Genomic DNA, 19,997 nt, shown 5'->3' on the forward strand with positions numbered 1-19,997 from the left:
CAGACGGTCCCGCCCAGCGAAAGCCCCCCTCGCCCCCGGCACGCCCCTAGGCGCCGCTCAGCCGGCCGGGCGTCGTCGGACTTTGGTGCGGGTCGGTGAGCAGGGCGCTCACGTCGGCATAGCCGTCGCCCGTGTCGTAGGAGCGGGTGTCGAAGACCCGGGTGGCGGGGGCGCCGCAGGTGTGGGGCGTCCATCCCGGCCTGCCGTCGCGGATGAACGCGCCCGCCGCACCGTGGACATCCGTGGCCAGGGCCTTGGGCGGCTCCGCACCGGCTACGGCGGTGACCCCTTCGGTGTCGAGGCAGTCGAAGTGGAACGGCACGTCGAGGCAGTGCGTGGCAAGGCCGAGGACGGGCGAGCGCCAGGCGAAGCGGTACAGCCAGGTGGGGGCGGTGCCGCGCGCCCGGGCGACCCGGGCCACGGCGGTGCGGAAGACGTGGTCCGTGACGTACTGACCGACGAGGTCGGCCGTGTCCAGGTCCGGGTGATCTGCGACGTACGCGGTGGCGACGGCCTCGTCCACGCCGCACCCGGTGAGGATCCGGGCCGGCGCCGACGCGGCAAGTCGGTCCCGCACGGGGTGCAGCGCCATCGTGAACTCGTGGTCGGTGGCGCCGAGTACGAGCTCCTTGTCGGCTCCCACACCCGCGGCGAGGGCGTCGAGGGTGGCCTGGGGGATCAAGTCCCCATCGACCAACGGAGCAAAGGGCAGGCTTTTGCTGATCAGGCTGGTGAGCCCGGCCAGAGCATCTTCCGGGTCCGCGCCCGTGCCCGTGCCCGTGTCCGTGTCCGTGTCCGTAGCCGCATCCGTGTCGGGGTCGGGGTCCGCTGCCAGGGATGACACCTGTTTCTGCAGATCGAGGATCTGCTCCTCGCTCAGCCGGGACAGTCCGGATCGGGTCGGCTGCGCGCCGCCCAGTTCGGCCAGCTTTCGGCCCACACGTTCCGCCCCGGCCGTCGACACCTGCGAAACCGGGCCGGACAGGCAGTGCACGCGCTGGAACAGGTGCTGCGCGCGGGGCATTCCCAGCAGGGTCAGTACGGCCGCGCCGCCCGCCGACTGACCGGCGATCGTGACCCGGTCGGGGTCCCCGCCGAAGCGCCGGATGTTGTCCCGCACCCATTCGAGGGCCAGCAACCAGTCACGGACGCCGCGGTTGTGCGGTGCGTCGGAGATCCATCCGAAGCCGTCGAAGCCGAGCCGGTAGCCGATCGAGACGACGACCACCCCGTCGCGGTTGAAGGCGGCGCCGTCGTACCAAGGGCTCGCCTGGGATCCGGCGAGGAAGCCACCCCCGTGGATCCACACCATCACCGGCAGCCCGGCGTCCGGAGAGGGGTCCGGGGTGAACACGTTGAGATTGAGCGTTCCGTCGCCCGGAATGCTCGGCTCAGGGATGAAGGTGACCTCTGCCAGGGGGCGGCGCTGTGCGGTCGGTCCGTAGGCGGTGGCGTCCAGGACGCCGGACCATGGCTCGGGAGGAACGGGCGCGGCGAACCGGAGTTCGCCGACGGGGGGCTGGGCGTAGGGGATGCCGAGGAATCGGGCGCCGCTCTCACGGCGCTCACCGCGCACGGCGCCGTGGGCGGTACGGACGACGGGCTGCTCCGCGGGGTGGTCGGTCACTGGCTGCTCCTGGTGTCTTGTACGGCGTCGAGGTGGCGGAGTCGAGATCTGCCCCGGTTTACGGCCTCGGGGCATCCTGCTCGACGTAGTGCTTCAGCTTGCGCAGGTTCTTCCCGCCGTCGACGGTGGCGCCGTAGGTGCGGTCCGCGGTGACGGGCTCGATGGCGACATGGCCGCTGAGCAGCGCGGTGGAGTCGGCCCGCCGCAGGGTTTCCGTGCAGGAGTCGCCGGGCCTGTCCGCACAGACGCCGGGGACGATGTCGAAGGTGTCGCCGCTGCCTCGGTGTGCCGCGTAGTCGTGCCAGACGACCTTGCCGTGGCCGATGCCGGTCCACAGGGGTGCCTTGGCCCGCCGGCCCGTGCTGACGTCGGGGTAGTCGACCTTGACGGCGAACTTGCCGGTGAACAGGGAGCGTCCTGGGCGTCATCGTCGGCGGCTCCGCCTCCAGCACCGACACCATCACCGCGATGATGCCGAGCGCTTCCAGGAGCTGGCGGGAGCCGATCGCTTCCTCGACGCCCTTTTGGGAATCCGCATCCCAGATGGCCGCGGCACGAAGAACCTCTTCGCCGTCGGCCAGGACATATCGGTTGCCGAAGTGCGAGCGAACCTCGAACCGGTTCCGGCCGACAAGTACCGGCTCGTCAACTTGACCCGGCCCTGAAGGGCCGGGCTTGGAGGTAGTGCCCGGCTGGCTGCTGGGTTGGCTCCTCCGTCCAGACACCCGCTATGGGGTGGCAGGGACGCGTGACTCACGCCCCGCAGTCCACACAGCAGCGCCACGGGTGGCGATGTTGCGGGAAGCGTTCCGGTCGGCGTGGGCAACGACCCCGCAGTTCCGGCAGATGAAGGTGGCTTGGTCGACGCGGTTCTTCTTGTCGACATGGTCGCAGTCGGCGCATGTCTGGCTGGTGTATGCAGGGTCGACATACACCGGCGGGACGCCCGCGCGGCGGGCCTTGTATTCGAGGAAGGATCCGAGCTGGTGGAACGCCCAGGAGTGGAGCGTGACCCGTTGGGGCTTGCGGAGCCGTACCCTCTGCCGGATGCCGCCCAGGTCTTCCAGGGCGATGCCGGACGAGGTGCGTTCAGCCTCGGTCACGATCTTCTTCGCGATGATGTGGTTGATGTTCCTGGCGTGCCGCTGTTCCTTGCGGCGCCGCATCCTCAGCCGCCGTTTGGCGGACTTGGTGCCTTTGGCCTGCAACTTCCGGCGCAGTTCGCGCTGTTGTCTGCGGTGGCGGTTCAGGTTGCGTCCAGCGGCTTTGTAACCGGTGGAAGTGGTGGCGATGTTGGCTATGCCCAGGTCCACGCCGATGAAGGCGCCAGGTTCATAGGGGTCGGGCTCAGGGATGTCGCACACGGCGACCAGGTAGAAGGAGCCATCCCGTTCGAGGAGGTCCGACTCGCCCCGCCGGTGCTCACGCAACGACTTGAGCGCGTCGGCAGAGCAGGTGAAGCGGATGTTTTTCAGCCGTCCGGACGTGGTCCAGATGCTGACCGTCTGCCCGTCGTACTGCCAGGACAGGCACCGGTCATCAAAGGGATGTGCGGCCTGGGGCCGGAAAGCGACCGGCTTCGTCTGTGCCTTGCGCCGGCGCTTGGAACCCGGCTTTCCCAGGTTCCCAGCCCGGATGTTCGCCTTCAGCGTGGTGTGGGCGTCGCGCACCTTCTTGATGGTGTGCTGGGCGGCCTGCGACCCGATCCCGCGGGCCCGCAGTTCGGCGTAGGTGTGCCTGCGCAGTTCGTACTCACGCGGCACACCGTGCTCGAAGGCGACTTCCGAGACCCAGCACGCGGCCTCGTTCACCGTGCGCAGGGTCGCCGACAGCGCGGAAGCCTGGCTGGCCTCCGGCATCAACTTCACCTGCACCACAATCTTCACGAACGCGATCGTTCGTTGACCAATGCCACCCCGCTGGGATCAGCTTCGAAACCGAACTGGTCGAGGTCAACGACGAGAAGGACCACGTCCATCTGCTCGTGCACCACCCACCAAAGTGCCCCTGCTCGCTCTCGCCAGTTCCCTCAAAGGCGTCTGGGCCCGGCGCCTGCGCCAGGAGTTGCCCGCCTACATCCGCAAGTACCTGTGGGGCCTCCGCTTCTGGTCGCCGTCCCACTCCGCCGCGTCATGCGGCGGCGCCCCGCTCGGCATCAAATACATCAAGAACCGGAAACATCCCGGCTGACGCCAACAGCGCGGACCTGTGCCCCAGCCCGGGCCAGAGCAGTCCGCAGAAGCGATTCCTCCCAGGTGCGAACGCCCGGGGTTCGGTGACGTACGAACGCGGCTCCTGTTACTACCAGCTCGGCGCCCGGGCTCAGGTCCAGCCGAACAAGGAAGTCATCGTGGTCGAGAAGGACACCGACCGCGCCTATACGGGCGACGCCGCGCGTAGCCTTTTGTTCGGTACGGACATACAGGGGACCGTCTCCGTGAAGGCGGGGAACAATCCCAAGCTGGAGGTATACGTACAGAGTCGTTCGGTGAACAGGAAGCTCAAGCCGAAGACACGCCTTCTCATCATTCTCTGAGTTTGTGCTGCAACCTCGGTCAGTCCGCCACTGAGGTGTGGTGGCTTCGTGAGCCGTGATCTGATCCGGGGTTCCGCTCTGGCGGGCAGCCTCTGCTTCGTCGCGGCTCCGAACCGTAACTCATGGCGCTGCCCCGACGCCGAGGCCGGTCTCAACCGGCTTCGGCGCACGGCATGTCGGGCCCGACTCCGCCGCCCGGCCTCCACTCAGGCTGTCGGGACTGCTTCCCCTGCCGGGCCACCGTCCTGCGGTGAGGTTCCCTCCGGCCCGAGCGGCCGGCCTTCCCACACAAGCGTCTGCCAGCCCCGGTCGGGCGAGCCGGACAGGACGACGACGGCTGTGTTGCCCAGCGCGCGGCTCGACGCGTACGCCACGTCCACGTTGGCCGCCCGGGCGGCCACCCACATCCGGATCGCGGCACCGTGGCTGACCATCGCCACCGTCTCCGCCCCCGACCTGGCGGCCTCCGCAACCACGGAATCGAAGCGCCCCAGGGCCTCCACGCCGTTTTCGCCTCCGGGCATCCGGCGTTCCACGTCGCCTGCGGACCAGGCGAACGCGGTGGAGAGGTACAGGGCGGCAGCCTCGTCGTCGCCCCGCATCTCCAGCTCTCCGGCAGCCAGCTCCCGAATACCGTCCCGGACCTGGACCTCCAGCCCCGTCGCAGCGGCCAGAGAGGCGGCTGTCAGCTGGGTGCGCAACAGCGTGGACACGTAGAGGGCATCGATCGTCTCCCCCGCCAACGCCTGCGGCAGTGCGGCCGCCTGGTCCTGCCCCAAAGGCGTCAGTCCCGGCCCCGGCGCCGCCGTGTCCAGCAGGTGCTTGAGATTGGACGGGGTCTGGCCATGGCGTATGAGCAGCAGGCGCATGTGGGAACTACCTCCTCGGAACGGAACACGTCCTACCACCCTCCCACCTGAACCTGCGACCGAGCGCAGGGAAAGCCGTCCCACGCCCACGCCCCGAGCTGCCTTCGGAAATGGTTCCGTCCCGGTCGCGGTCGTAGCCACGGTGGGCGAAGAGCATGCCCGGGGTCCCGCACGGTCCGCCCGGCGACGCGGGCGAGGGGTGAGCTCTTGCCGAGTGGGGAGCGTGGCTGGGTGATGTGTCTCCTAGCCCGGCTGATCACGCTGGACCTCTGGTTCCTCGGCCGCGCCCTTCCCGCTCGTCGTCACCGACGTGTTCTCTTCGTCGTAGTGGAGGGGGAGGGTCGGCTGGTAGCCGCCCGCGGAGATCTTGTCCACCATCCCGGCGAGATACCCGCAGGCTCGCGAGATCTCCTTCTGGGCCTGGTTGCGTTCGCTGACGGCCGCCGCGACGAGCAGGGCGGTCAGCGCGGAGGAAGCGTTGAAAGCCTGCAGGGTGATCATGTTGGTGAGCAGATCGTGACCGGCGAACGGGCCGGACCCGCGGGCGGCGGCGACGATCGCGAAGGTGGACACGGCCAGGGCGCAGGGTGCGGCCCCGGCCAGCTGGAAACGGAAGGCCGCCCAGATCAGCAGCGGGAAGCCCAGGAACATGAGGGGCGCGCTGCCGCTCCCGAGGAGTCCGACGCAGGCTGTGGCCACGAGGAGCAGGAAGCCCTCCGCCCAACGGGACGGCGGAGCGTCCTTCGGCCAGCGTGCCGAGCGGAGAACGAGCAGGACCGGCGTCACCACCAGGACGCCCATCGCGTCGCCGGTCCACCAGACCGACCACGTCGGCCAGAACCCGTGGGCGCCCACCACTCCGGCGAGGGCCAGGGTCCCGCTGCCGATCGTCGCGCTGACGAGCATCCCGGTGAACGCGCCGAGAAAGATCAGTGCGAGCACATCGCTCAACCGGGACAGTTCGATGCGGAATCCCGCACGACGGAGCAGTGCGTACGAGCAGACGGGCGCGAGCGTGTTGCCCGCCACGATGGCGAGCACGGCCGGCAGCGACGGGCCGAGCGAGGCGTTGACCAGGAGCGCACCCAGCGCGATTCCGGGCCAGACCCGCGGGCCGCGCAGGAGCAGGCTCGCCAGGGCGATTCCGGTCGGCGGCCAGAGAGGGGTGACCTGGCCGCGCACCAGCTGCTGGAGCAGTCCCAGCTTGGCCGAGCCGTAGTAGACCGCGGCCACGACACATATCTCCAGGGCGGCCGCAGCGCCGCGCCGGAGCCGGTCCTGCCGGGCGACAGTCATGGGGGCGGCCTCCGCTTCGACATCCCTCCGTGATCCATCATCCGCCGCTTCCCCGGGATCCTCCATGGCACCGTCGAGCCGGGCGTCGGGCGCAGGTTCGGGGTCAGGCGGGCGGGGTGCGCAGGGCGAGGACGGCCATGTCGTCGTGACCGTCGCTGGGGTGGCGATCGGCCAGTGCCTGAACGAATTCCGGCAGTGGCAGGGCGGCGTACTCGGTGGCGAGATCGATGAGCTCGTCGAGGCTCTCGTCGATGGACCGGGCAGGGTGTTCGACCAGCCCGTCCGTGAAGAAGACGACGGTGGAGTCAGGGGGCACGTGCCGGGAGTGGTCGGGGCGGGGCTGCTCAGGGTCGACCCCGAGCGGCAGCCCAGGCTCGGCGAACAGGGATTCCGCACGGCGCCCCGGGACGATGAGCAGGGGCGGAACATGGCCCGCGGTGCTCCAGTGGAGGCGCCAGCCCGGTCCGGCCGGTTCGATACGCGCCAGCGTCGTGGTGGTGATGGGGCTGCTGGTCATGGCCTGCAGGGTGCGGTCGAGCTGGGTGAGGACGGCACCGGGTGCACCGCTCTGTTCGAACAACAGAGCGCGCAGCATGTTGCGGGTGGAGGCCATGGAAGCCGCGGCTCGCAGATCGTGCCCGACCACGTCACCGATGACGACCGCCACGACATTGCCGGGGAGCGGGATGGCGTCGTACCAGTCACCGCCGAGCTGACTGGGCTCGGCCGCGGGACGGTAGATCGCGGCCGCGGTGAAAGGCCGCAGGTCGGGAAGCGTGGGCAGCAGAAGCCGCTGGAACTGCTCGGCTCCGACCCGTATGTGCTCGAAGAGGCGGACGTTCTCGATCGCGATCCCGGCAGCGCCGGCAAGGGCGACGACGACGTTCTCGTCGTGAGCGTCGAAAGGCTGTCCGTCACGCCGCTCGGAGAGGTAGAGATCACCGTAGATCTCGCCGCGGACGTTGATCGCGACGCCGAGCAGGGTCCGCATACGCGGGTGACCGGACGGGAACCCCGTGGACGACGGATGAGACAGGATGCCCTCCAGGCGCAGGGGCTCCGGGTGGCGGATCAGGTGTCCGAGGACTCCCTTACCGCGAGGGAAGCCGGTCTCGGCCAGATCAGCGCGTTCCTGTCCGGACAGGCCGACGGCGATGAACTGCTCCAGATGGTCTCCGGACTCGTCGAGCACGCCCAGCGCCCCGTAGCGGGCACCCACCAGATCCATGGCGGTGGTGACGATACGGTTCAGCACCGCGGGCAGCTCCACCTCCCGGCTGATGGACACCACGGCATCCAGCAGGCCCTGAACTCGATCCATGGCGTCCAGCAGAGACCGCAACTGCTCGTCGATCCGGCCGAGCTCGGCACGCAGACGCGCGTGCAGGTCGGGCGTATGCGGCTGCCTCGGGTGGATGCCCCCCACGATTCCCGCCATCACGAGCGCCCGAGGACGGCACGGCTGGTCTCGGTCGCCTTCCGGCTGCAGCAGTCGAGCCGCACCGCTGCCGGGTCCGCGCACATGATCGAGGAGTGCATTTGGACCTCCTGGCAGGACCCTAGGCAGTCGAGCTCATCGCATTGCGTGACAGAAAGGGCAATGAGGTCATTATTTCAAATGTGTGGGGACGGCGTCGCCGCTGCACAGCGGTACGGCTGTGCAGCTTCGGCCGAGCAGGTCTGCGACGGTGTCAAAGGTCCGCCGCAAGGGTGACCGCAGAGGTTCCGCAGGACAGGTGCAGGCGTGCGGAGCGGATACGACCGCAGTAGATGTCCGTCGGAAGCTCGCAGGGCCGGAAAGTCGTTGGCCGAACCGGTGCATGTGTCGCCGGTGGTCCGCGCCGGGACGTGAACAACGCCGTCAGCGACTGCCGGGGCCCCGCAGCAGGATGCCGGGCACTCGGCTCAGGGGCACACCGTCCGCCCGTCATCCCGTGGACCGTGGTCACGCTTTCCGCGCCGGCGCCCGCGTCGAGGGCGGCCCGCACTATCAGAGGTGCGCCTCCCCCGGGTCAGGCCGCCGGCAGCTCCGCTGCGGAGAGTCGGCCCGCGCGCACGGCGTCGACCAGGGCCTGGTGGTCGTGCTCATTCTGGTCTGCGTAAGCCTCCGCGAACGTCGCCAATGCGCGGTCGAACGCGCCACCGCGCCCCAGGTACGCGGCGATCGCTATGCGGTCACCGGAGCGCGCGTGCGCACGGGCCAGGGTGACCCCGCACAGTTCACCGAAGGCTGTCATGTCCATCGGGCTCCATGTCTCCGGCATGGCGATGCCCTTCCAGTCGCGCAACTGACGGACGTAGAAGTCGCGTTGCCTGCCGTCCAACCCGTCCACCCGTTCCCACCCGAGGAAGATGTCGCTCGTGGCCTGCATCAGCCGCTGGCCCGAGACCACCCGCTCGCCCTGGTTGCGGTACCGGCTTGCCCCGAGGTGCGCGGCGAGCACGGAGGTATCGGCCTCCTTGGCCTGCAGGAAGAGCGGATCCCGGCCGTCACGGCCGATCAGGAGGAAGATCCAGCACCGGGTGCCGACGCTGCCGACGCCGACAACCTTGCGAGCGACGTCGACCAGTCGGTAGTCCTCCAGGAGCGCGCGCCGGTCAGAAACCAGAGTGCTGCCGTACCGCTCGATCAGGTCACGGAACTGGCGCTCGAGGGCGCTGCGTTCGACGTCCGGCAGCAGGTCACCGGCCGGGATGAGCAGTGGGGGATCCGCCGCGATCCGGACCCGGCCGGCGACCGTCTCGGTGAGCTTGTCGAAGGCTTGCAGGCTGTCACGGGTACGGGCTTTCGCCATCGCGCGGGCCGGCTTCTTGCGACCGCGCTTGTGGAGCCGGCCCGCGGTGAAGGTCTCAAGGAGGTCGGCGTCGATCCTCGTGTACCAGATGTCGAGGTTGCCTGTCCCCGCGAAGCGGATCATCGCCTCACGGTACGAACGGACCGTGGCGCTCACGATGCGGAGGCGTTCCGCGTCGTCGAACCCGTTCGCCCGCGCCGCGATGACAAGACTCGCCGAGAGCCGCTTCACATCCCACTCCCAGGGGCCCGGCAGCGTCTCGTCGAAGTCGTTGATGTCAAACATCAACTTCCGTTCCGGTGAGGCGAGCAGACGGAAGTTCAGCAGGTGTGCATCCCCGCACAGTTGGGCCGTGAGTCCCGAGCGCGGGCTGTCTGCAAGGTCGGACGCCATGATCGCGGCGGCGCCCCGGTAGAAGCGGAACGGGGACTCCGTCATGCGGCCGTAGCGGATCGGGACGAGTTCAGGAACCCGTGCCGCCGACTGTTCCTCCAGGATCGCCAGCGGGTCCGGCCGGTCAGGAGACGGCCTGTACACGGCGTGGCTCGCCCGAGGAGAGCGGCGACGCGCCTCCTTGCCGAGGGCCGCGCGTTCTCCGGGGGTGATGTGGGGTGACGCACGCATCGCCGTGGTCGCGCTCCGGGACATCGAACCCTCCTGCCTGGCCCTGCGGCCGCGGGAACGCCCGGCACAGGGCGCATCGGGCGGAAGGGCGAACTCGTCGCTTTCCGCCCGATGCCGGTTCGCGCGGACGATCGATCCCTGGTGAGCGTCTGCTCTCAGCCCAGGGCGCCGGTCTCGGCGTCCGCGACGGCGATGGCGATGCCGAGCGCCGTGGCGATGTTGCCCGCTGCCGTCATGACACGGGCGGTGCCCACGATGGGCGCGATGGCGACCAGGACGTCCTGCACCTGGTCTGCGGTGAGGCCGGTCTTGAACGCGGGGTCGATATGGGCCGCATAGGAGATGGGCGGGGCGTCCGAGGCGGCGAGCGCCGCGATACGCGCGAGAAGGAGCATGTCCGGCGCCAGCCCGCAACGGTCGATCGAGTCGGCCGTCATGGCGGCGAGGGTGTCCAGGACAGGGGTGTCGGATGCAGTGGACATACCGCATGACCTCCTGGTGAGTTCCGGGCCGGAGGGAGACACGAGCCCGAGCGAGATATGAGGCGCAACGAACCGAGCCCGGGAGCGTCAGGCTCACCTCAACTCTAAAACCCTTCCAGGCCCCGCGCGCACGGGGCCCATGGTTCGGGTTCGTTGTCACGCCTGGTCGGTGTGCCCATTCTGACCTGCACAGATGGAACATGAGCTGCCCACCGAGCGCTGCCGGCCGCACACCCCGAGGTGCGAAGCGAACGCGGTGGGCCGAGATTGGTAGGAGCCCGATGAGCCGAGCGTGACCGCGCGGTTGTGCGGGGTCCACGACACGAGGGAGCCGGCGATGGTGATCACCGCTCTCGCCGCGCGATGCAGCCCGGCCTCCGGGCTGTGCCGGGATCGGAGACACGCATGAGAGATCTCAAACTCGAGCAGAAGCGCACGCTGTCACGCCTCGAAGCGGCTGACCAGCTCACCGCGTTCGCCGACGCGCTGAGAAAGGGTGGGGATGCCGAACTCGAACTCGGCGCCGGAACGCTGAGCCTGCGCCTCCCCGACGACCTCCGCAGCGAGATCGAGGTCGAGGTCGGTGACGGGGAGATCGAGCTGGAGATCGAGTTCAAGTGGCCGACGGCATCGACCCGCAAAGCGTCATCGCGGACGGCCTCGACCACACGGGAGACCCCAGGACAAAAGAGCACGCCCGCCAGGCCAAGGCGCAGCGCTACCGGCGCCGGCAGAGGAACAAGTGCGAAGCGGTCTGCCAAGAGGGCTGCGAAAACGTCCTGAGCCGTACCGAGCACCGCCTTCCGGCATCCCTGTCCTGCCGCGGTGGGCCGGCACCACTCTGCTGCCGATAGCCGGTGCCGGCCGCTCCCGGCGCCCGTTCCTTCGAGCGAGGCCACGGGATCCGCGTCAGCGACGGGCGCGACGGCGCGCGATGTACAGGCCGAGCAGCAGGCCCACGATGAGGGTGACGGTAAGGACACTCCAGAGAGGGAGCGTCATGTTCGGGATCCACAGCCTGATCGTGACAGATCCCGTATTGGCCGCGATGAACCAGATGGCCAGGGCGGCGAGGACAACGAAACCAATGGTGCGCAACCGCATGGCGCGCCCTTTGACCGTCACGGTTGACGGGCCATGCCCCTGCGCGGAGCTCTGAGTCATGACCTCATTTTCTTATGGTTGGGCCCATCGGTCGACTTGTGGCCGATGCCGTGTCATCACAGGCCAATGCCGCTCCCGGCCGTCAGCGCGGCCCGGAGGGGGACGTGTCCCAGCGTGCACACCCCGCAGGAAACGCTGACGTCCATCCCGGGAGCGCGGGTCGGCGGAACGCAGGCGTCAAAACCGTGCATTGTTTGTCTCCTCAAACGTATCGACGAGGTTGTGCGTGGCGGTCGGGCGGCCGCCTGCTCAGTGGGCGGTGAAGCCACCATCCACAGGGAGTGCGACCCCGATGACGAAGCTCGCGTCGGGGCTGCAGAGCCACAGCCGAGTTCCTTGGCGGCGATGATCGCGCACAGGCCCACCGCGCCGTCCCCGACGACGGCGACCGTGTCACCGGGGCGTACTTCGGCGGCGACGGCCGCGTGCCAGCCGGTGCCCATGACGTCGGAGCAGGCCAGCAGGCTCGCGATGTGCTCCTCGGCGGGCTGCTTGGGGGTGGCCACGAGGGTTCCGTCGGCCAGCGGGACGCGGATGCGCTCGGCCTGGCAGCCCTCGGCGCCGACGAACTCGCGGTGCAGGCAGTTCGTCTGGTAGCCGTTGCGGCAGTTCGGGCAGGTGTTGTCCGAGGCGAAGAACGAGCCGATGACGAACTGGCCGACCTGGACGTTCTTGACGTCGCTGCCGACCTCCTCGACCACGCCGACGTACTCGTGCCCGAACGGGGTGGGCTCACCGGCTGGGTTGATCCCCCGGTAGTCCCACAGGTCCGAGCCGCACACGCAGGTCGCCACGGTGCGGATGACCGCGTCGGTCGGGTTGATGATCTTCGGGTCGTCGCGCTCCTCGAAGCGCACGTCGCCGGGTGCGTGCAGGATGGCCCCGCGCATGGTGGTGTTCCTTGTCCGTGGTGCGTCGGCGTCGGTGGTGCGTCGGCTGGTCAGCGGCGGCGGGTGCTGCGCCGCTCGCCGGTGTATTCGGTGTCCGTGACGTGCTCCAGCCAGGCGACGTCGTCGGTCTCCCACAGCGCGATGTGCGTCATGAAGTGGTCGGGGGCGGCACCGTGCCAGTGCTCCTCGCCGGCCGGAGTCCAGATCACGTCCCCGGGGTGGGCCTCGACGATGTCGCCGCCGCGGGACTGGATCAGGGCGATGCCCTCGACGATGTAGAGGGTCTGGCCCAGGCCGTGGGAGTGCCAGGCGGTGCGCGCGCCGGGCGCGAAGTGCACCGCGTTGGCGCGGGCCTGCGACGGCTCCTCTCCGCGGTAGATGACATCGGCCCAGGCGTCGCCGGTGAACCACTCGGCCGGCAGCTTCATCGTCGGCTGCTTCTTCAGCAGTTCCATGGTGAGAAACGCTCCTTCGTCACACAGGGTGTACGGGTCAGGGGTGTGGGTTGGGTGTACGGGTCGGGGTACGGGTCAGACTTGCGGCTGCCGGTCGGCGAGCTGCTTGAGCTGGTTGATCGCGGTCATGGCGTTGGGCCATCCCGCGTAGAAGGCGAGGTGCGTGATCGCCTCGGACAGCTCCTCGACGCTCAGCCCGTTCTCGAGGGCCTTGCCCAGGTGGTACGGGAGCTGCTCGCTGCGGTAGAGCGCGGCCAGCACGCTCACCGTGACCAGGCTGCGGTCGCGCGGCGACAGCTCGGGGCGTTCCCATACGTCGCCGAAGAGCACGTCGTCGGTGAGCTCGACCAGCTTCGGCGCGATCCCGGCCAGCTCCCGTGGCGCGGACTGCTTCGCCATGTGATGTCTCCTTGCAATGGTTCGCCAACGTTCCTGATGGAGCCATCTCCTCTCACGGTGAGCGAAGTGGCTCTGTCCGGCAGCCGCAGCCAGTCGCCCGGCCCCGTCGGGGCCTGCTGTCCGAGTACCGCCGATACCTACGGAACCGCAGGTCACGCGTGTGCGGAAGGTACTGTCGTTACAGGTACTGACAGGACCCCCCAGGCCCGGCGCAGCCCGCCTAGCCTGGTTGCATGGACACGGCCCAGGACATCCGCGAGTTCCTCGCCAGCCGCCGCGCGAAGATCACGCCCCAGCAGGCTGGACTGCCCGCCTACGGGGGAAACCGCCGGGTTCCGGGGCTGCGCCGCGAGGAAGTCGCTCTCTTGGCCGGGGTCAGCATCGACTACTACGTGCGCCTTGAGCGCGGCCATCTTGCCGGGGCATCGGAGGCGGTCCTCGACGCGCTCGCGAACGCTCTCCAGCTCGACGAGGCCGAGCGCGCCCACCTCTATGACCTGGCGGCCGCCCAGCGCGGGCGCCCAGCCCGCCGTACCAAGAAGCCACGCGGCGCGATCCCCGCCAGCGTCCAGCGTGTGCTGGACTCCATGGCCGACACCCCGGCCTTCGTCCGCAACGGACGCCTGGACATCCTGGCGGTGAACCGGCTCGGCCGCGCTCTCTACGCTCCGCTGTTCGCCGCCGACGCGCCGCGGCCGGTCAACATCGCCCGCTTCCAGTTCCTCCACCCCGCAGGCCGGGACTTCTTCCCCGACTGGGAGGCCTCGCTCAACACCACCGTCTCCCTGCTGCGCACCGAGGCGGGACGCGCTCTGCACGACGGCGAACTGACGGGGCTCATCGGGGAGTTGGTGACGCGCAGCGACGAGTTCCGCACCGCGTGGGCCAAGCACAACGTGCGCCTGCACCACACAGGCAGCAAACCCTTCCGTCACCCCGAGATCGGCGAGATGCGCCTGGACTTCGACGCCATGGCCCTGCCTGCCCAGCCCGGGTTGACCATGACCGTCTACAGCGCCGAACCGGGATCACGCGATCAGGACGCGCTGCGCCTGCTGTCCGCCTGGGCCGCCACCGAGGACGCCCATCCTTCCCCCAGCCCGCAAAGCCGCGAGGCGTAGCCACTACCGACGGCTGCCAGGCAGGGGCCACTCCCCCAGGCTGCGGGTCCGGCCAAGCCGACCGGCACACGTTACGAGCCGTCGCCGCCCATCTCGGCCATGAAGCGCACCGGGTCGCTGTCGAACCCGCGGATCGTCTCGTGCAGTGCCCAGGCTCCGGAGTCATCCGGGGTGAACTCCGCGACGGTCGCGGCCGTCGCCCCCGCCACCTGCGCGAAGTCGTCCGCCAGGAGCTCCCTGTACCCCTCGACGACTTGCACGCCGGCGTTTGATATCTCACCGAACGTTCGAGTACCGCCGCTCTGATGGATGGCCACCCCCACCACCACCCGCCCGGAGGTGGACGGCATCCGGTCGAACTCCAGGACCATCACCTCGACGAAGCCGAAGCCCTGGCCATTCTCACTGTGGCGGCTCATGTTGATGGTGCCGTCGGGAGAACGGCTCTCGGTGTGGACGACGTACACTGGTCGCCCTTGAGGGGCGTTCGCAGGGTAGACGGCGCCGATGATGTCCAGATGGCGAGGCGACTCCCCCAGCGGGCTCGGATCCCACCGAAGCCGTATCTCGACCTTCCCAAGCCCTGTGCTGGCGCTGGTCACTTCGCCTCCCCCACGTCACGACACGACACGACGTCGCCACGGGAATCCCCCGCATGTTCAAGTATGGCCGCCGGCAAGCCTGTTGATGCTTTCTTAGCGGAGGATCACCACCCGATGAGGGCATCGGCCGCTGGTGGTACCGCCGGGTGGTTCTGGTCAAAAGGTCATCAAGCCGTAGGTGGACCAGTTCACGGGCGGCCGGATCGGGCTGCGGCTCACCGGTGGCAGCAAGACGGACGCCGACCCGGGTTCACGCCTTCAGAGGCGCGCCGGGGTCTTTATCAGCCGTAGCGCGGCGCAGCAGATGAGGAAGACGGTAAGGCAGCACCAGCCCAAGTTTTTCAGGTCCCATCAGCTATCTAGCGAGGGGACCCGTGCCTTTAGGCATGGGGGGAATCGCTTCTCAGGGCTGCTCTGACCTCAACTCGGTGCACGGGTCTGCACTGTTGACCTGAGACGACTAGATGTGTGCCGTGTGTATAGTGATCGTGGTGACGGTAACGCGGAAGGTTCGCCGGTACTCCGGTGGCGTGTACGACTTGGGGCTGCACGTGGTGTGGTGCCCGAAGCACCGTCGCCGGGTTCTTGGTGGCCGTGTCGCGGTCCGGCTGCGTGAGCTGATCGAGGCGAAGGCAGCAGAGAAGGGCTGGGAGATCATCGCCCTTGAGGTGATGCCTGATCACGTGCACCTGTTCGTCAAGCACGAGCCGAAGGCTTCCGCGTCCTACGTCGCGAACCAGTTCAAGGGCTTCACCTCCCGCGTGCTCCGTTCGGAGTTCGTGCACCTGAAGTCGCAGATGCCCACGCTGTGGTCGTCGTCGTTCTTCGTCGCCTCGGTCGGCGCGGTCAGCGCGCACACGGTGGAGAAGTACATCAACACCCAGTGGGAACGGCCCTGGACGAAGAAGCAGACGGAGGGACAGGCGTGATACGCGCCTACAAGTTCCTCCTTCGCCCCACCGTCCGCCAGCGCCAGGCGCTCGGCGACATGCTGCGTGATCACTGCTCGCTCTACAACGGCGCCTTACAGGAACGCCGTGACGCCTACCGGCACGCCTCGAAGACCAGCATCAAGTACGGGCAGCAGTCCGCGCAGCTCAAGGAGGTCCGCGCGTTCGACCCGGAGCGTCAGGGCCGCTGGTCGTTCTCCTCCCAGCAGGCCACGCTTCGCCGTCTGGACAAGGCGTTCCAAGCGTTCTTCCGGCGCGTGAAGGCCGGACAGAAGCCGGGCTATCCCCGGTTTCGGGGTGCGATGTGGTTCGACACGGTGGAGTTCCCCAAGGATGGCGACGGCTGCCGGTGGGACTCCACCGGGCACGACCCCGTCACCCGCGTGCGCCTGCAAGGCGTCGGGCACGTCCGCGTGCACCAGCACCGGCCCGTGAAGGGTCGCGTCAAGACCGTCAGCATCAAGCGCGAGGGTCGGCAGTGGTATGTCGTCCTCGCCTGCGACGAGGTGGCCGCCGAGCCGCTGCCGGCCACGGGCGCGGCGTGCGGCATCGACATGGGTGTCACGCACTTCTTCACCACCTCCCAGGGCGCGCACGTCGAAAACCCCCGGCACGGCAAGCGCAACGCCGACGCCCTCGCCGAGGCTCAGCGTGCCCTCAAGGCGTTCCCTCGGCGCACGCGGGAGACCCGCACCGCCAAGCACTGCCGGGCCGTGGAGAAGGTTGCCAAGCTGCACCGCAAGGTCCGCCGTCAGCGTCTGGACCACGCGCACAAAGCCGCGTTCTGCCTGGTTGGCGACTACGACCAGATCGCGCACGAGCGGCTGAGTATCGCGAACATGGTTCGCACTCCCAAGCCGAAGCCCGACCCCGAGATGCCCGGAGCGTTCCTGGCGAACGGCGCCGCCTCGAAGGCCGGACTCAACCGCAGCATTCTTGACGCGGGTTGGGGGGTGTTCCTGGGCATCCTCGCGCAGAAGGCTGAAAGCGCCGCTCGTGTATTGATCCCGGTGGACCCCCGCAACACCTCGCGCACCTGCCCCGAATGCGGGCACGTGGACGCGCAGAACCGCGACGGCGAAAAGTTCCAGTGCACCTCATGCCAGCACATCGACCACGCCGACCGCGTGGGCGCCTGGAACGTCGCACTCAGGGCCGGGCTGGTCCTTCCCGACGTGGCATAGCCACCGACAGGAGAAGCCCCCCGGATTTACCCGGGGGGAGGAGTCACGAGGCTTGCGGTGCCGTCGGTGAAAACGCAGTCGACGGCCGGGGCAGAACGCTCCGGTCGGCTCTCACGATCTCGTCGGAGGGTGCGAAGTGCAGACGGGGCCACCTGCCGGCGAAAGCATTCATCGGCGTGATCTGCCCTTCAACGTGGCGGTGGCCCGCGCCTCCCACAACGATCTCCTCGCCGACCTCTACGAGAGCCTCAACGTGCCCCTCCGCCACACCGACGTCGCCGTGACCGTGCGGGTCAAGGAAAGAAGTTCACTCCGCTCCGAGCAATCGCAGTCAGCGGGAGACCGTGAGTCTGCCGGGTTCGGCGCCGACCGCGCTTTCCTCGCGCCCCCGCAGCGTGAAGTCCGCGTCCACCGTCTCGCCCGCCCGCAGCAACTTGCGGAGGGCCAGAGGGTGCCGCCCGGGCGCCGACGCCACGATGCCGAGATGCCCTTCGGGCAGACCCGCGACGGCGTAGCGTCCCTGTTCGTCCGTGACAGTGCTGACCAGTTGCCGCCCTCTGCTGTCCAGAACGACCACCACCGCGCCGCGCACCGGCTCTTGGTCGACGTCGCGGACCGTGCCGGCCAGCGCGGGCACCGGTTCGCCGAAGTGGTGGCGGTGCACCGGGAGCGCGGTGGGTACGGGCGTCTCGAGAGCGGGGTCGTCCGCGGGCGGCTCGGTGACCGCTTCCGCAAGCGCGGCACGCCTATGGCGCCCAGCGTCGAGTGCGAGGAGCGCTGCACCTCCGGCGATCCAGCCGCACAGCACGAGGACCGGCTTGAGTACGCCCGCGCCGCCGAAGTACAAGATGCCGCGCAGCGCGTCGATGGCGTTCGCCAAGGGCATGACGGCGTGCACGGCCTGATAGAACTCCGGCAGCAGTGGTGCGGGCACCGCGCCTCCACTCGTGGGGATGGACATGACGATGAAGAGCGTCATGCCGACCGCGGGCAGGAACCGGCCGGTGAAGGGCGCGAGTCCGGATGCGGTCGTGGCCACCGCCGTGGTGAGCAGGAAGGCGACCGCCATCACGGACGGTTCGGGGTTCAGGTAGCCCAGGCCGACCCCCACCGCGTAGCCGACGGTGCTGAACAGCGCGGCGACGACCGTCAGGGCCAGCAGCTTGCGGCGACGGTTGAGGGTGACCGCGCGCAGCAACGTCGTGGCGAGGATGTAGGCCGGGATGTTCCATGCGATGCCGAAGTAGAGCACGGTCGAGCCCATCGGGTCCTTGGCCGTGGTCGGTGCGACGTCGCGAACCGTGAGCGTGTCCGCCGTGCCGGTGACCTTGCTGAAGGACGTGATCAACGTCTGTTCCAGCGAGGCGCCGTTGGCCTTCGCGACGTAGAGCACCGGGTGCCCCCCGTCGACGGCGTAGCCCGCGAAGGCGCCCCGGTCCAGGACGGCCTGCCGCGCCCGCTCCCGACCTGTCACGGCCGTGACGTCGAATCCGCCGGCGGTCTGCGCGCGCAGCTTCGCCTCGACCCGGTCCGCCTCGGCGCCTCCGGCCACGACCACCTTCACGTGGTGTGGTCCGGGGGCGTGCAGGGCGGGCGCGAAGAAGAAGATCACGCCCAGAAAGAGGACCGCGGGGAACCAGGCGGCCTCGGCCAGGGCCTTCGCCACCGCCCCGCGCGGTCGTGTGCCGTTCTCCACCGTGTCGCGCTCCGTTCCCGCATCCATGGATGTACCGATCGGCACACAAACAACGATTGGACGATACATGTACCGTGCGGTACGTTCAAACTGTGTCCCGTCCTATGAACACCGAGAAGCGTGCCGAACTCCTCGGTCAAGTGGTGGAGTACGTGCAGCGCCACGGCCTCGCGGACCTCTCGCTGAGCCCGCTCGCCGAGGAGATCGGCACGACGAAGCGCATGCTGCTCTACTACTTCGGCAGCCGGGGGAATCTGCTGGCCCGGGCCCTGGCGGCAAGCCGACCCGATGCCCACGCGATGTTCGACACGGTCGAGGACGCGGCGGATCTGCGCCGGTCGGCCCGGGCACTGTGGAAGGCGATCACCGTGGGCGAGCAGGCCGGACCCGTCCGGATACTGCTCCAGCTCCTGAGTCTGGCCGCGACCGATCCGGACGAGTACGGAGATCTGGCCCGCGAGACCGTCGAGGTCATGATCGGCCCGATCGCGGACGCCGTCGGGCGCCTGGGCCACCCGAGGAAGGTGGCCCGCGAACGGGCGACTCTCCTCGTCTCCGGCCTACGAGGCCTGTGCCAGGACCGCCTGGTGACCGATGACGCGGCCCGCACCGACGCTGCGGCCTTCCATCTCATCGAGTCGGTGGTCGAGCCGAGGCGGTGAACCGGCGCACCATCGTGGCATGGACCGCGGGAGAACCGGGAGGGCGAGGCACCGTTCCGCCCGCGAGAACGCGCCTGGGCTACCCTCACCGCGTGATCGGCAACCGGATACGCGAGCTGCGCCAGTCCCGCAAGATGACCGTACGGGACCTGGCCTCGCGCGCCGGGGTGTCGACCGGTCTGGTCAGTCAGGTCGAACGCGGCCTGACCGATCCCAGCTTGGAGACGCTGCGCAGGCTCTCCGCCGCCCTCGGGCTCCCCCTTTTCGACCTGTTCCGGCAGGACGATCCGGATGACGTCGCTCTGGTGCGGCGCGAGCGCCGGATCGTGGTGCGTTCGCCGCAGGGCGGGGTCGAGTACACACGTGTGTCGGCCGGCTCCGCGCGCCTCGAGGTGCTTGAGGGCGCGCTGGAGCCGGGCGGGGCGTCCTCGGAGGAGCGCTACAGCCACCCCTCGGAGGAGTGCGTCGTGGTGCTGAGCGGCAGCCTGGTCGTCGAGGCGGGCGAGAGCCGCCACGAGCTGGGGCCCGGGGACAGCTGCACCTTCGACTCCCGAGTCCCGCACCGCTACGTCAACGAGGGCAGCGAGCCCGCACGGTTCCTGGTGAGCGTGACACCGCCGAGCCGGTGACCCTCGCAACGCGTAG

General features: G+C 69.0%; 20 protein-coding genes and 2 pseudogenes. 9 read left to right on the forward strand and 13 right to left on the reverse strand.

Translation table 11 applies throughout. From position 1 onward, the window contains the following. Positions 1-46: 46 nt before the first annotated feature. The gene (locus OG456_RS01790) at positions 47-1,627 is read right to left on the reverse strand and encodes a carboxylesterase/lipase family protein (RefSeq protein WP_266556532.1); all 1,581 of its coding nucleotides are present in this window, start codon (positions 1,625-1,627) and stop codon (positions 47-49) included. A gap of 548 nt (positions 1,628-2,175) precedes the next feature. On the opposite strand from OG456_RS01790, the pseudogene OG456_RS50370 reads away from it, so the two are divergent. Then, positions 2,176-2,286 (forward strand): annotated as a pseudogene (locus OG456_RS50370) (VWA domain-containing protein); the annotation flags it as partial. Between the two features lie 69 nt (positions 2,287-2,355). Here the strand turns inward: OG456_RS50370 and OG456_RS01800 are convergent. After that, positions 2,356-3,513: a transposase gene (locus OG456_RS01800; RefSeq protein ID WP_266556536.1), complete on the reverse strand. Its 1,158-nt coding sequence runs from the start codon at positions 3,511-3,513 to the stop codon at positions 2,356-2,358. A 115-nt stretch (positions 3,514-3,628) separates the two neighbouring features. Here OG456_RS01800 and OG456_RS01805 point away from each other — a divergent pair, with 115 nt between their 5' ends. Both OG456_RS01805 and OG456_RS01810 read left to right on the forward strand, forming a co-directional pair. Further along, positions 3,629-3,817, forward strand: a complete 189-nt coding sequence (locus OG456_RS01805; RefSeq protein ID WP_266556538.1) for a transposase — start codon at positions 3,629-3,631, stop codon at positions 3,815-3,817. Positions 3,818-3,902: 85 nt separating this feature from the next. Further along, a pseudogene (locus tag OG456_RS01810) lies at positions 3,903-4,163 on the forward strand (VWA domain-containing protein); the annotation flags it as partial. A 206-nt stretch (positions 4,164-4,369) separates the two neighbouring features. On the opposite strand, the gene OG456_RS01815 reads toward OG456_RS01810, so the two are convergent. From OG456_RS01815 to OG456_RS01835, 5 genes are all read right to left on the reverse strand, one after another. After that, complete coding sequence (locus OG456_RS01815) at positions 4,370-5,032, reverse strand: histidine phosphatase family protein (protein ID WP_266556540.1); 663 nt, start codon at positions 5,030-5,032, stop codon at positions 4,370-4,372. 243 nt (positions 5,033-5,275) lie between these two features. Next, positions 5,276-6,328 (reverse strand): MASE1 domain-containing protein, encoded by a 1,053-nt coding sequence (locus OG456_RS01820; protein ID WP_266556542.1) that lies wholly within the window; start codon positions 6,326-6,328, stop codon positions 5,276-5,278. Positions 6,329-6,431: 103 nt separating this feature from the next. Then, positions 6,432-7,766: a PP2C family protein-serine/threonine phosphatase gene (locus tag OG456_RS01825; protein ID WP_266556544.1), complete on the reverse strand. Its 1,335-nt coding sequence runs from the start codon at positions 7,764-7,766 to the stop codon at positions 6,432-6,434. 574 nt (positions 7,767-8,340) lie between these two features. Continuing rightward, positions 8,341-9,771 carry a DUF2252 domain-containing protein gene (locus tag OG456_RS01830; RefSeq protein ID WP_266556546.1) on the reverse strand — a complete coding sequence of 477 codons (1,431 nt, stop codon included), beginning with the start codon at positions 9,769-9,771 and terminating at the stop codon, positions 8,341-8,343. A gap of 131 nt (positions 9,772-9,902) precedes the next feature. Next, the gene (locus OG456_RS01835; protein WP_266556552.1) at positions 9,903-10,229 is read right to left on the reverse strand and encodes a carboxymuconolactone decarboxylase family protein; all 327 of its coding nucleotides are present in this window, start codon (positions 10,227-10,229) and stop codon (positions 9,903-9,905) included. A 405-nt stretch (positions 10,230-10,634) separates the two neighbouring features. On the opposite strand from OG456_RS01835, the gene OG456_RS01840 reads away from it, so the two are divergent. After that, entirely contained in the window at positions 10,635-11,012 is a 378-nt protein-coding gene (locus tag OG456_RS01840; RefSeq protein ID WP_266556554.1) for an amphi-Trp domain-containing protein, read from the forward strand. Between the two features lie 126 nt (positions 11,013-11,138). Here OG456_RS01840 and OG456_RS01845 read toward each other — a convergent pair whose 3' ends face one another. From OG456_RS01845 to OG456_RS01860, 4 genes are all read right to left on the reverse strand, one after another. Next, positions 11,139-11,393 (reverse strand): LapA family protein, encoded by a 255-nt coding sequence (locus OG456_RS01845; RefSeq protein WP_266556556.1) that lies wholly within the window; start codon positions 11,391-11,393, stop codon positions 11,139-11,141. A gap of 56 nt (positions 11,394-11,449) precedes the next feature. Beyond that, positions 11,450-12,283, reverse strand: a complete 834-nt coding sequence (locus tag OG456_RS01850; RefSeq protein ID WP_266556558.1) for an alcohol dehydrogenase catalytic domain-containing protein — start codon at positions 12,281-12,283, stop codon at positions 11,450-11,452. 50 nt (positions 12,284-12,333) lie between these two features. Beyond that, complete coding sequence (locus tag OG456_RS01855; protein WP_266556560.1) at positions 12,334-12,738, reverse strand: cupin domain-containing protein; 405 nt, start codon at positions 12,736-12,738, stop codon at positions 12,334-12,336. A gap of 75 nt (positions 12,739-12,813) precedes the next feature. Then, positions 12,814-13,137, reverse strand: coding sequence for a carboxymuconolactone decarboxylase family protein (locus OG456_RS01860; RefSeq protein ID WP_266556562.1), 324 nt, complete (start codon positions 13,135-13,137; stop codon positions 12,814-12,816). Between the two features lie 233 nt (positions 13,138-13,370). On the opposite strand from OG456_RS01860, the gene OG456_RS01865 reads away from it, so the two are divergent. Continuing rightward, entirely contained in the window at positions 13,371-14,258 is an 888-nt protein-coding gene (locus tag OG456_RS01865; protein WP_266556564.1) for a helix-turn-helix transcriptional regulator, read from the forward strand. Positions 14,259-14,329: 71 nt separating this feature from the next. Here OG456_RS01865 and OG456_RS01870 read toward each other — a convergent pair whose 3' ends face one another. Beyond that, entirely contained in the window at positions 14,330-14,860 is a 531-nt protein-coding gene (locus OG456_RS01870; RefSeq protein WP_266556566.1) for a TerD family protein, read from the reverse strand. Positions 14,861-15,351: 491 nt separating this feature from the next. On the opposite strand from OG456_RS01870, the gene tnpA reads away from it, so the two are divergent. Together tnpA and OG456_RS01880 are read left to right on the forward strand one after the other, a co-directional pair. Next, positions 15,352-15,789: an IS200/IS605 family transposase gene (gene tnpA / locus OG456_RS01875; protein ID WP_266556568.1), complete on the forward strand. Its 438-nt coding sequence runs from the start codon at positions 15,352-15,354 to the stop codon at positions 15,787-15,789. After that, a complete protein-coding gene (locus OG456_RS01880) occupies positions 15,786-16,994 on the forward strand; it encodes a transposase (protein WP_266556570.1) in 1,209 nt (402 codons plus the stop codon). The genes tnpA and OG456_RS01880 overlap by 4 nt, the downstream gene beginning before the upstream one ends. 331 nt (positions 16,995-17,325) lie before the next feature. Here OG456_RS01880 and OG456_RS01885 read toward each other — a convergent pair whose 3' ends face one another. Next, a complete protein-coding gene (locus OG456_RS01885; RefSeq protein ID WP_266556572.1) occupies positions 17,326-18,717 on the reverse strand; it encodes a carboxypeptidase regulatory-like domain-containing protein in 1,392 nt (463 codons plus the stop codon). A 77-nt stretch (positions 18,718-18,794) separates the two neighbouring features. Here OG456_RS01885 and OG456_RS01890 point away from each other — a divergent pair, with 77 nt between their 5' ends. Continuing rightward, a complete protein-coding gene (locus OG456_RS01890) occupies positions 18,795-19,352 on the forward strand; it encodes a TetR/AcrR family transcriptional regulator (protein ID WP_266556574.1) in 558 nt (185 codons plus the stop codon). Between the two features lie 92 nt (positions 19,353-19,444). Continuing rightward, the gene (locus tag OG456_RS01895) at positions 19,445-19,981 is read left to right on the forward strand and encodes a helix-turn-helix domain-containing protein (RefSeq protein WP_266556576.1); all 537 of its coding nucleotides are present in this window, start codon (positions 19,445-19,447) and stop codon (positions 19,979-19,981) included. Positions 19,982-19,997: the final 16 nt, after the last annotated feature.

Origin of the sequence: Streptomyces sp. NBC_01446 (genome assembly GCF_026340095.1) — a bacterium.
In the GTDB taxonomy this organism is placed as follows: domain Bacteria; phylum Actinomycetota; class Actinomycetes; order Streptomycetales; family Streptomycetaceae; genus Streptomyces; species Streptomyces aureus.

Excerpts from the sequence above, each read along its gene's own strand:
- OG456_RS01815 (WP_266556540.1), bottom strand. The coding sequence starts at position 5,032 with ATGCGCCTGCTGCTCATACGCCATGGCCAGACCCCGTCCAATCTCAAG.
- OG456_RS01820 (WP_266556542.1), bottom strand. The coding sequence starts at position 6,328 with ATGACTGTCGCCCGGCAGGACCGGCTCCGGCGCGGCGCTGCGGCCGCC.
- OG456_RS01825 (WP_266556544.1), bottom strand. The coding sequence starts at position 7,766 with ATGGCGGGAATCGTGGGGGGCATCCACCCGAGGCAGCCGCATACGCCC.
- OG456_RS01830 (WP_266556546.1), bottom strand. The coding sequence starts at position 9,771 with ATGTCCCGGAGCGCGACCACGGCGATGCGTGCGTCACCCCACATCACC.
- OG456_RS01835 (WP_266556552.1), bottom strand. The coding sequence starts at position 10,229 with ATGTCCACTGCATCCGACACCCCTGTCCTGGACACCCTCGCCGCCATG.
- OG456_RS01840 (WP_266556554.1), top strand. The coding sequence starts at position 10,635 with ATGAGAGATCTCAAACTCGAGCAGAAGCGCACGCTGTCACGCCTCGAA.
- OG456_RS01845 (WP_266556556.1), bottom strand. The coding sequence starts at position 11,393 with ATGACTCAGAGCTCCGCGCAGGGGCATGGCCCGTCAACCGTGACGGTC.
- OG456_RS01850 (WP_266556558.1), bottom strand. The coding sequence starts at position 12,283 with ATGCGCGGGGCCATCCTGCACGCACCCGGCGACGTGCGCTTCGAGGAG.
- OG456_RS01855 (WP_266556560.1), bottom strand. The coding sequence starts at position 12,738 with ATGGAACTGCTGAAGAAGCAGCCGACGATGAAGCTGCCGGCCGAGTGG.
- OG456_RS01860 (WP_266556562.1), bottom strand. The coding sequence starts at position 13,137 with ATGGCGAAGCAGTCCGCGCCACGGGAGCTGGCCGGGATCGCGCCGAAG.
- OG456_RS01865 (WP_266556564.1), top strand. The coding sequence starts at position 13,371 with ATGGACACGGCCCAGGACATCCGCGAGTTCCTCGCCAGCCGCCGCGCG.
- OG456_RS01885 (WP_266556572.1), bottom strand. The coding sequence starts at position 18,717 with ATGGATGCGGGAACGGAGCGCGACACGGTGGAGAACGGCACACGACCG.
- OG456_RS01890 (WP_266556574.1), top strand. The coding sequence starts at position 18,795 with ATGAACACCGAGAAGCGTGCCGAACTCCTCGGTCAAGTGGTGGAGTAC.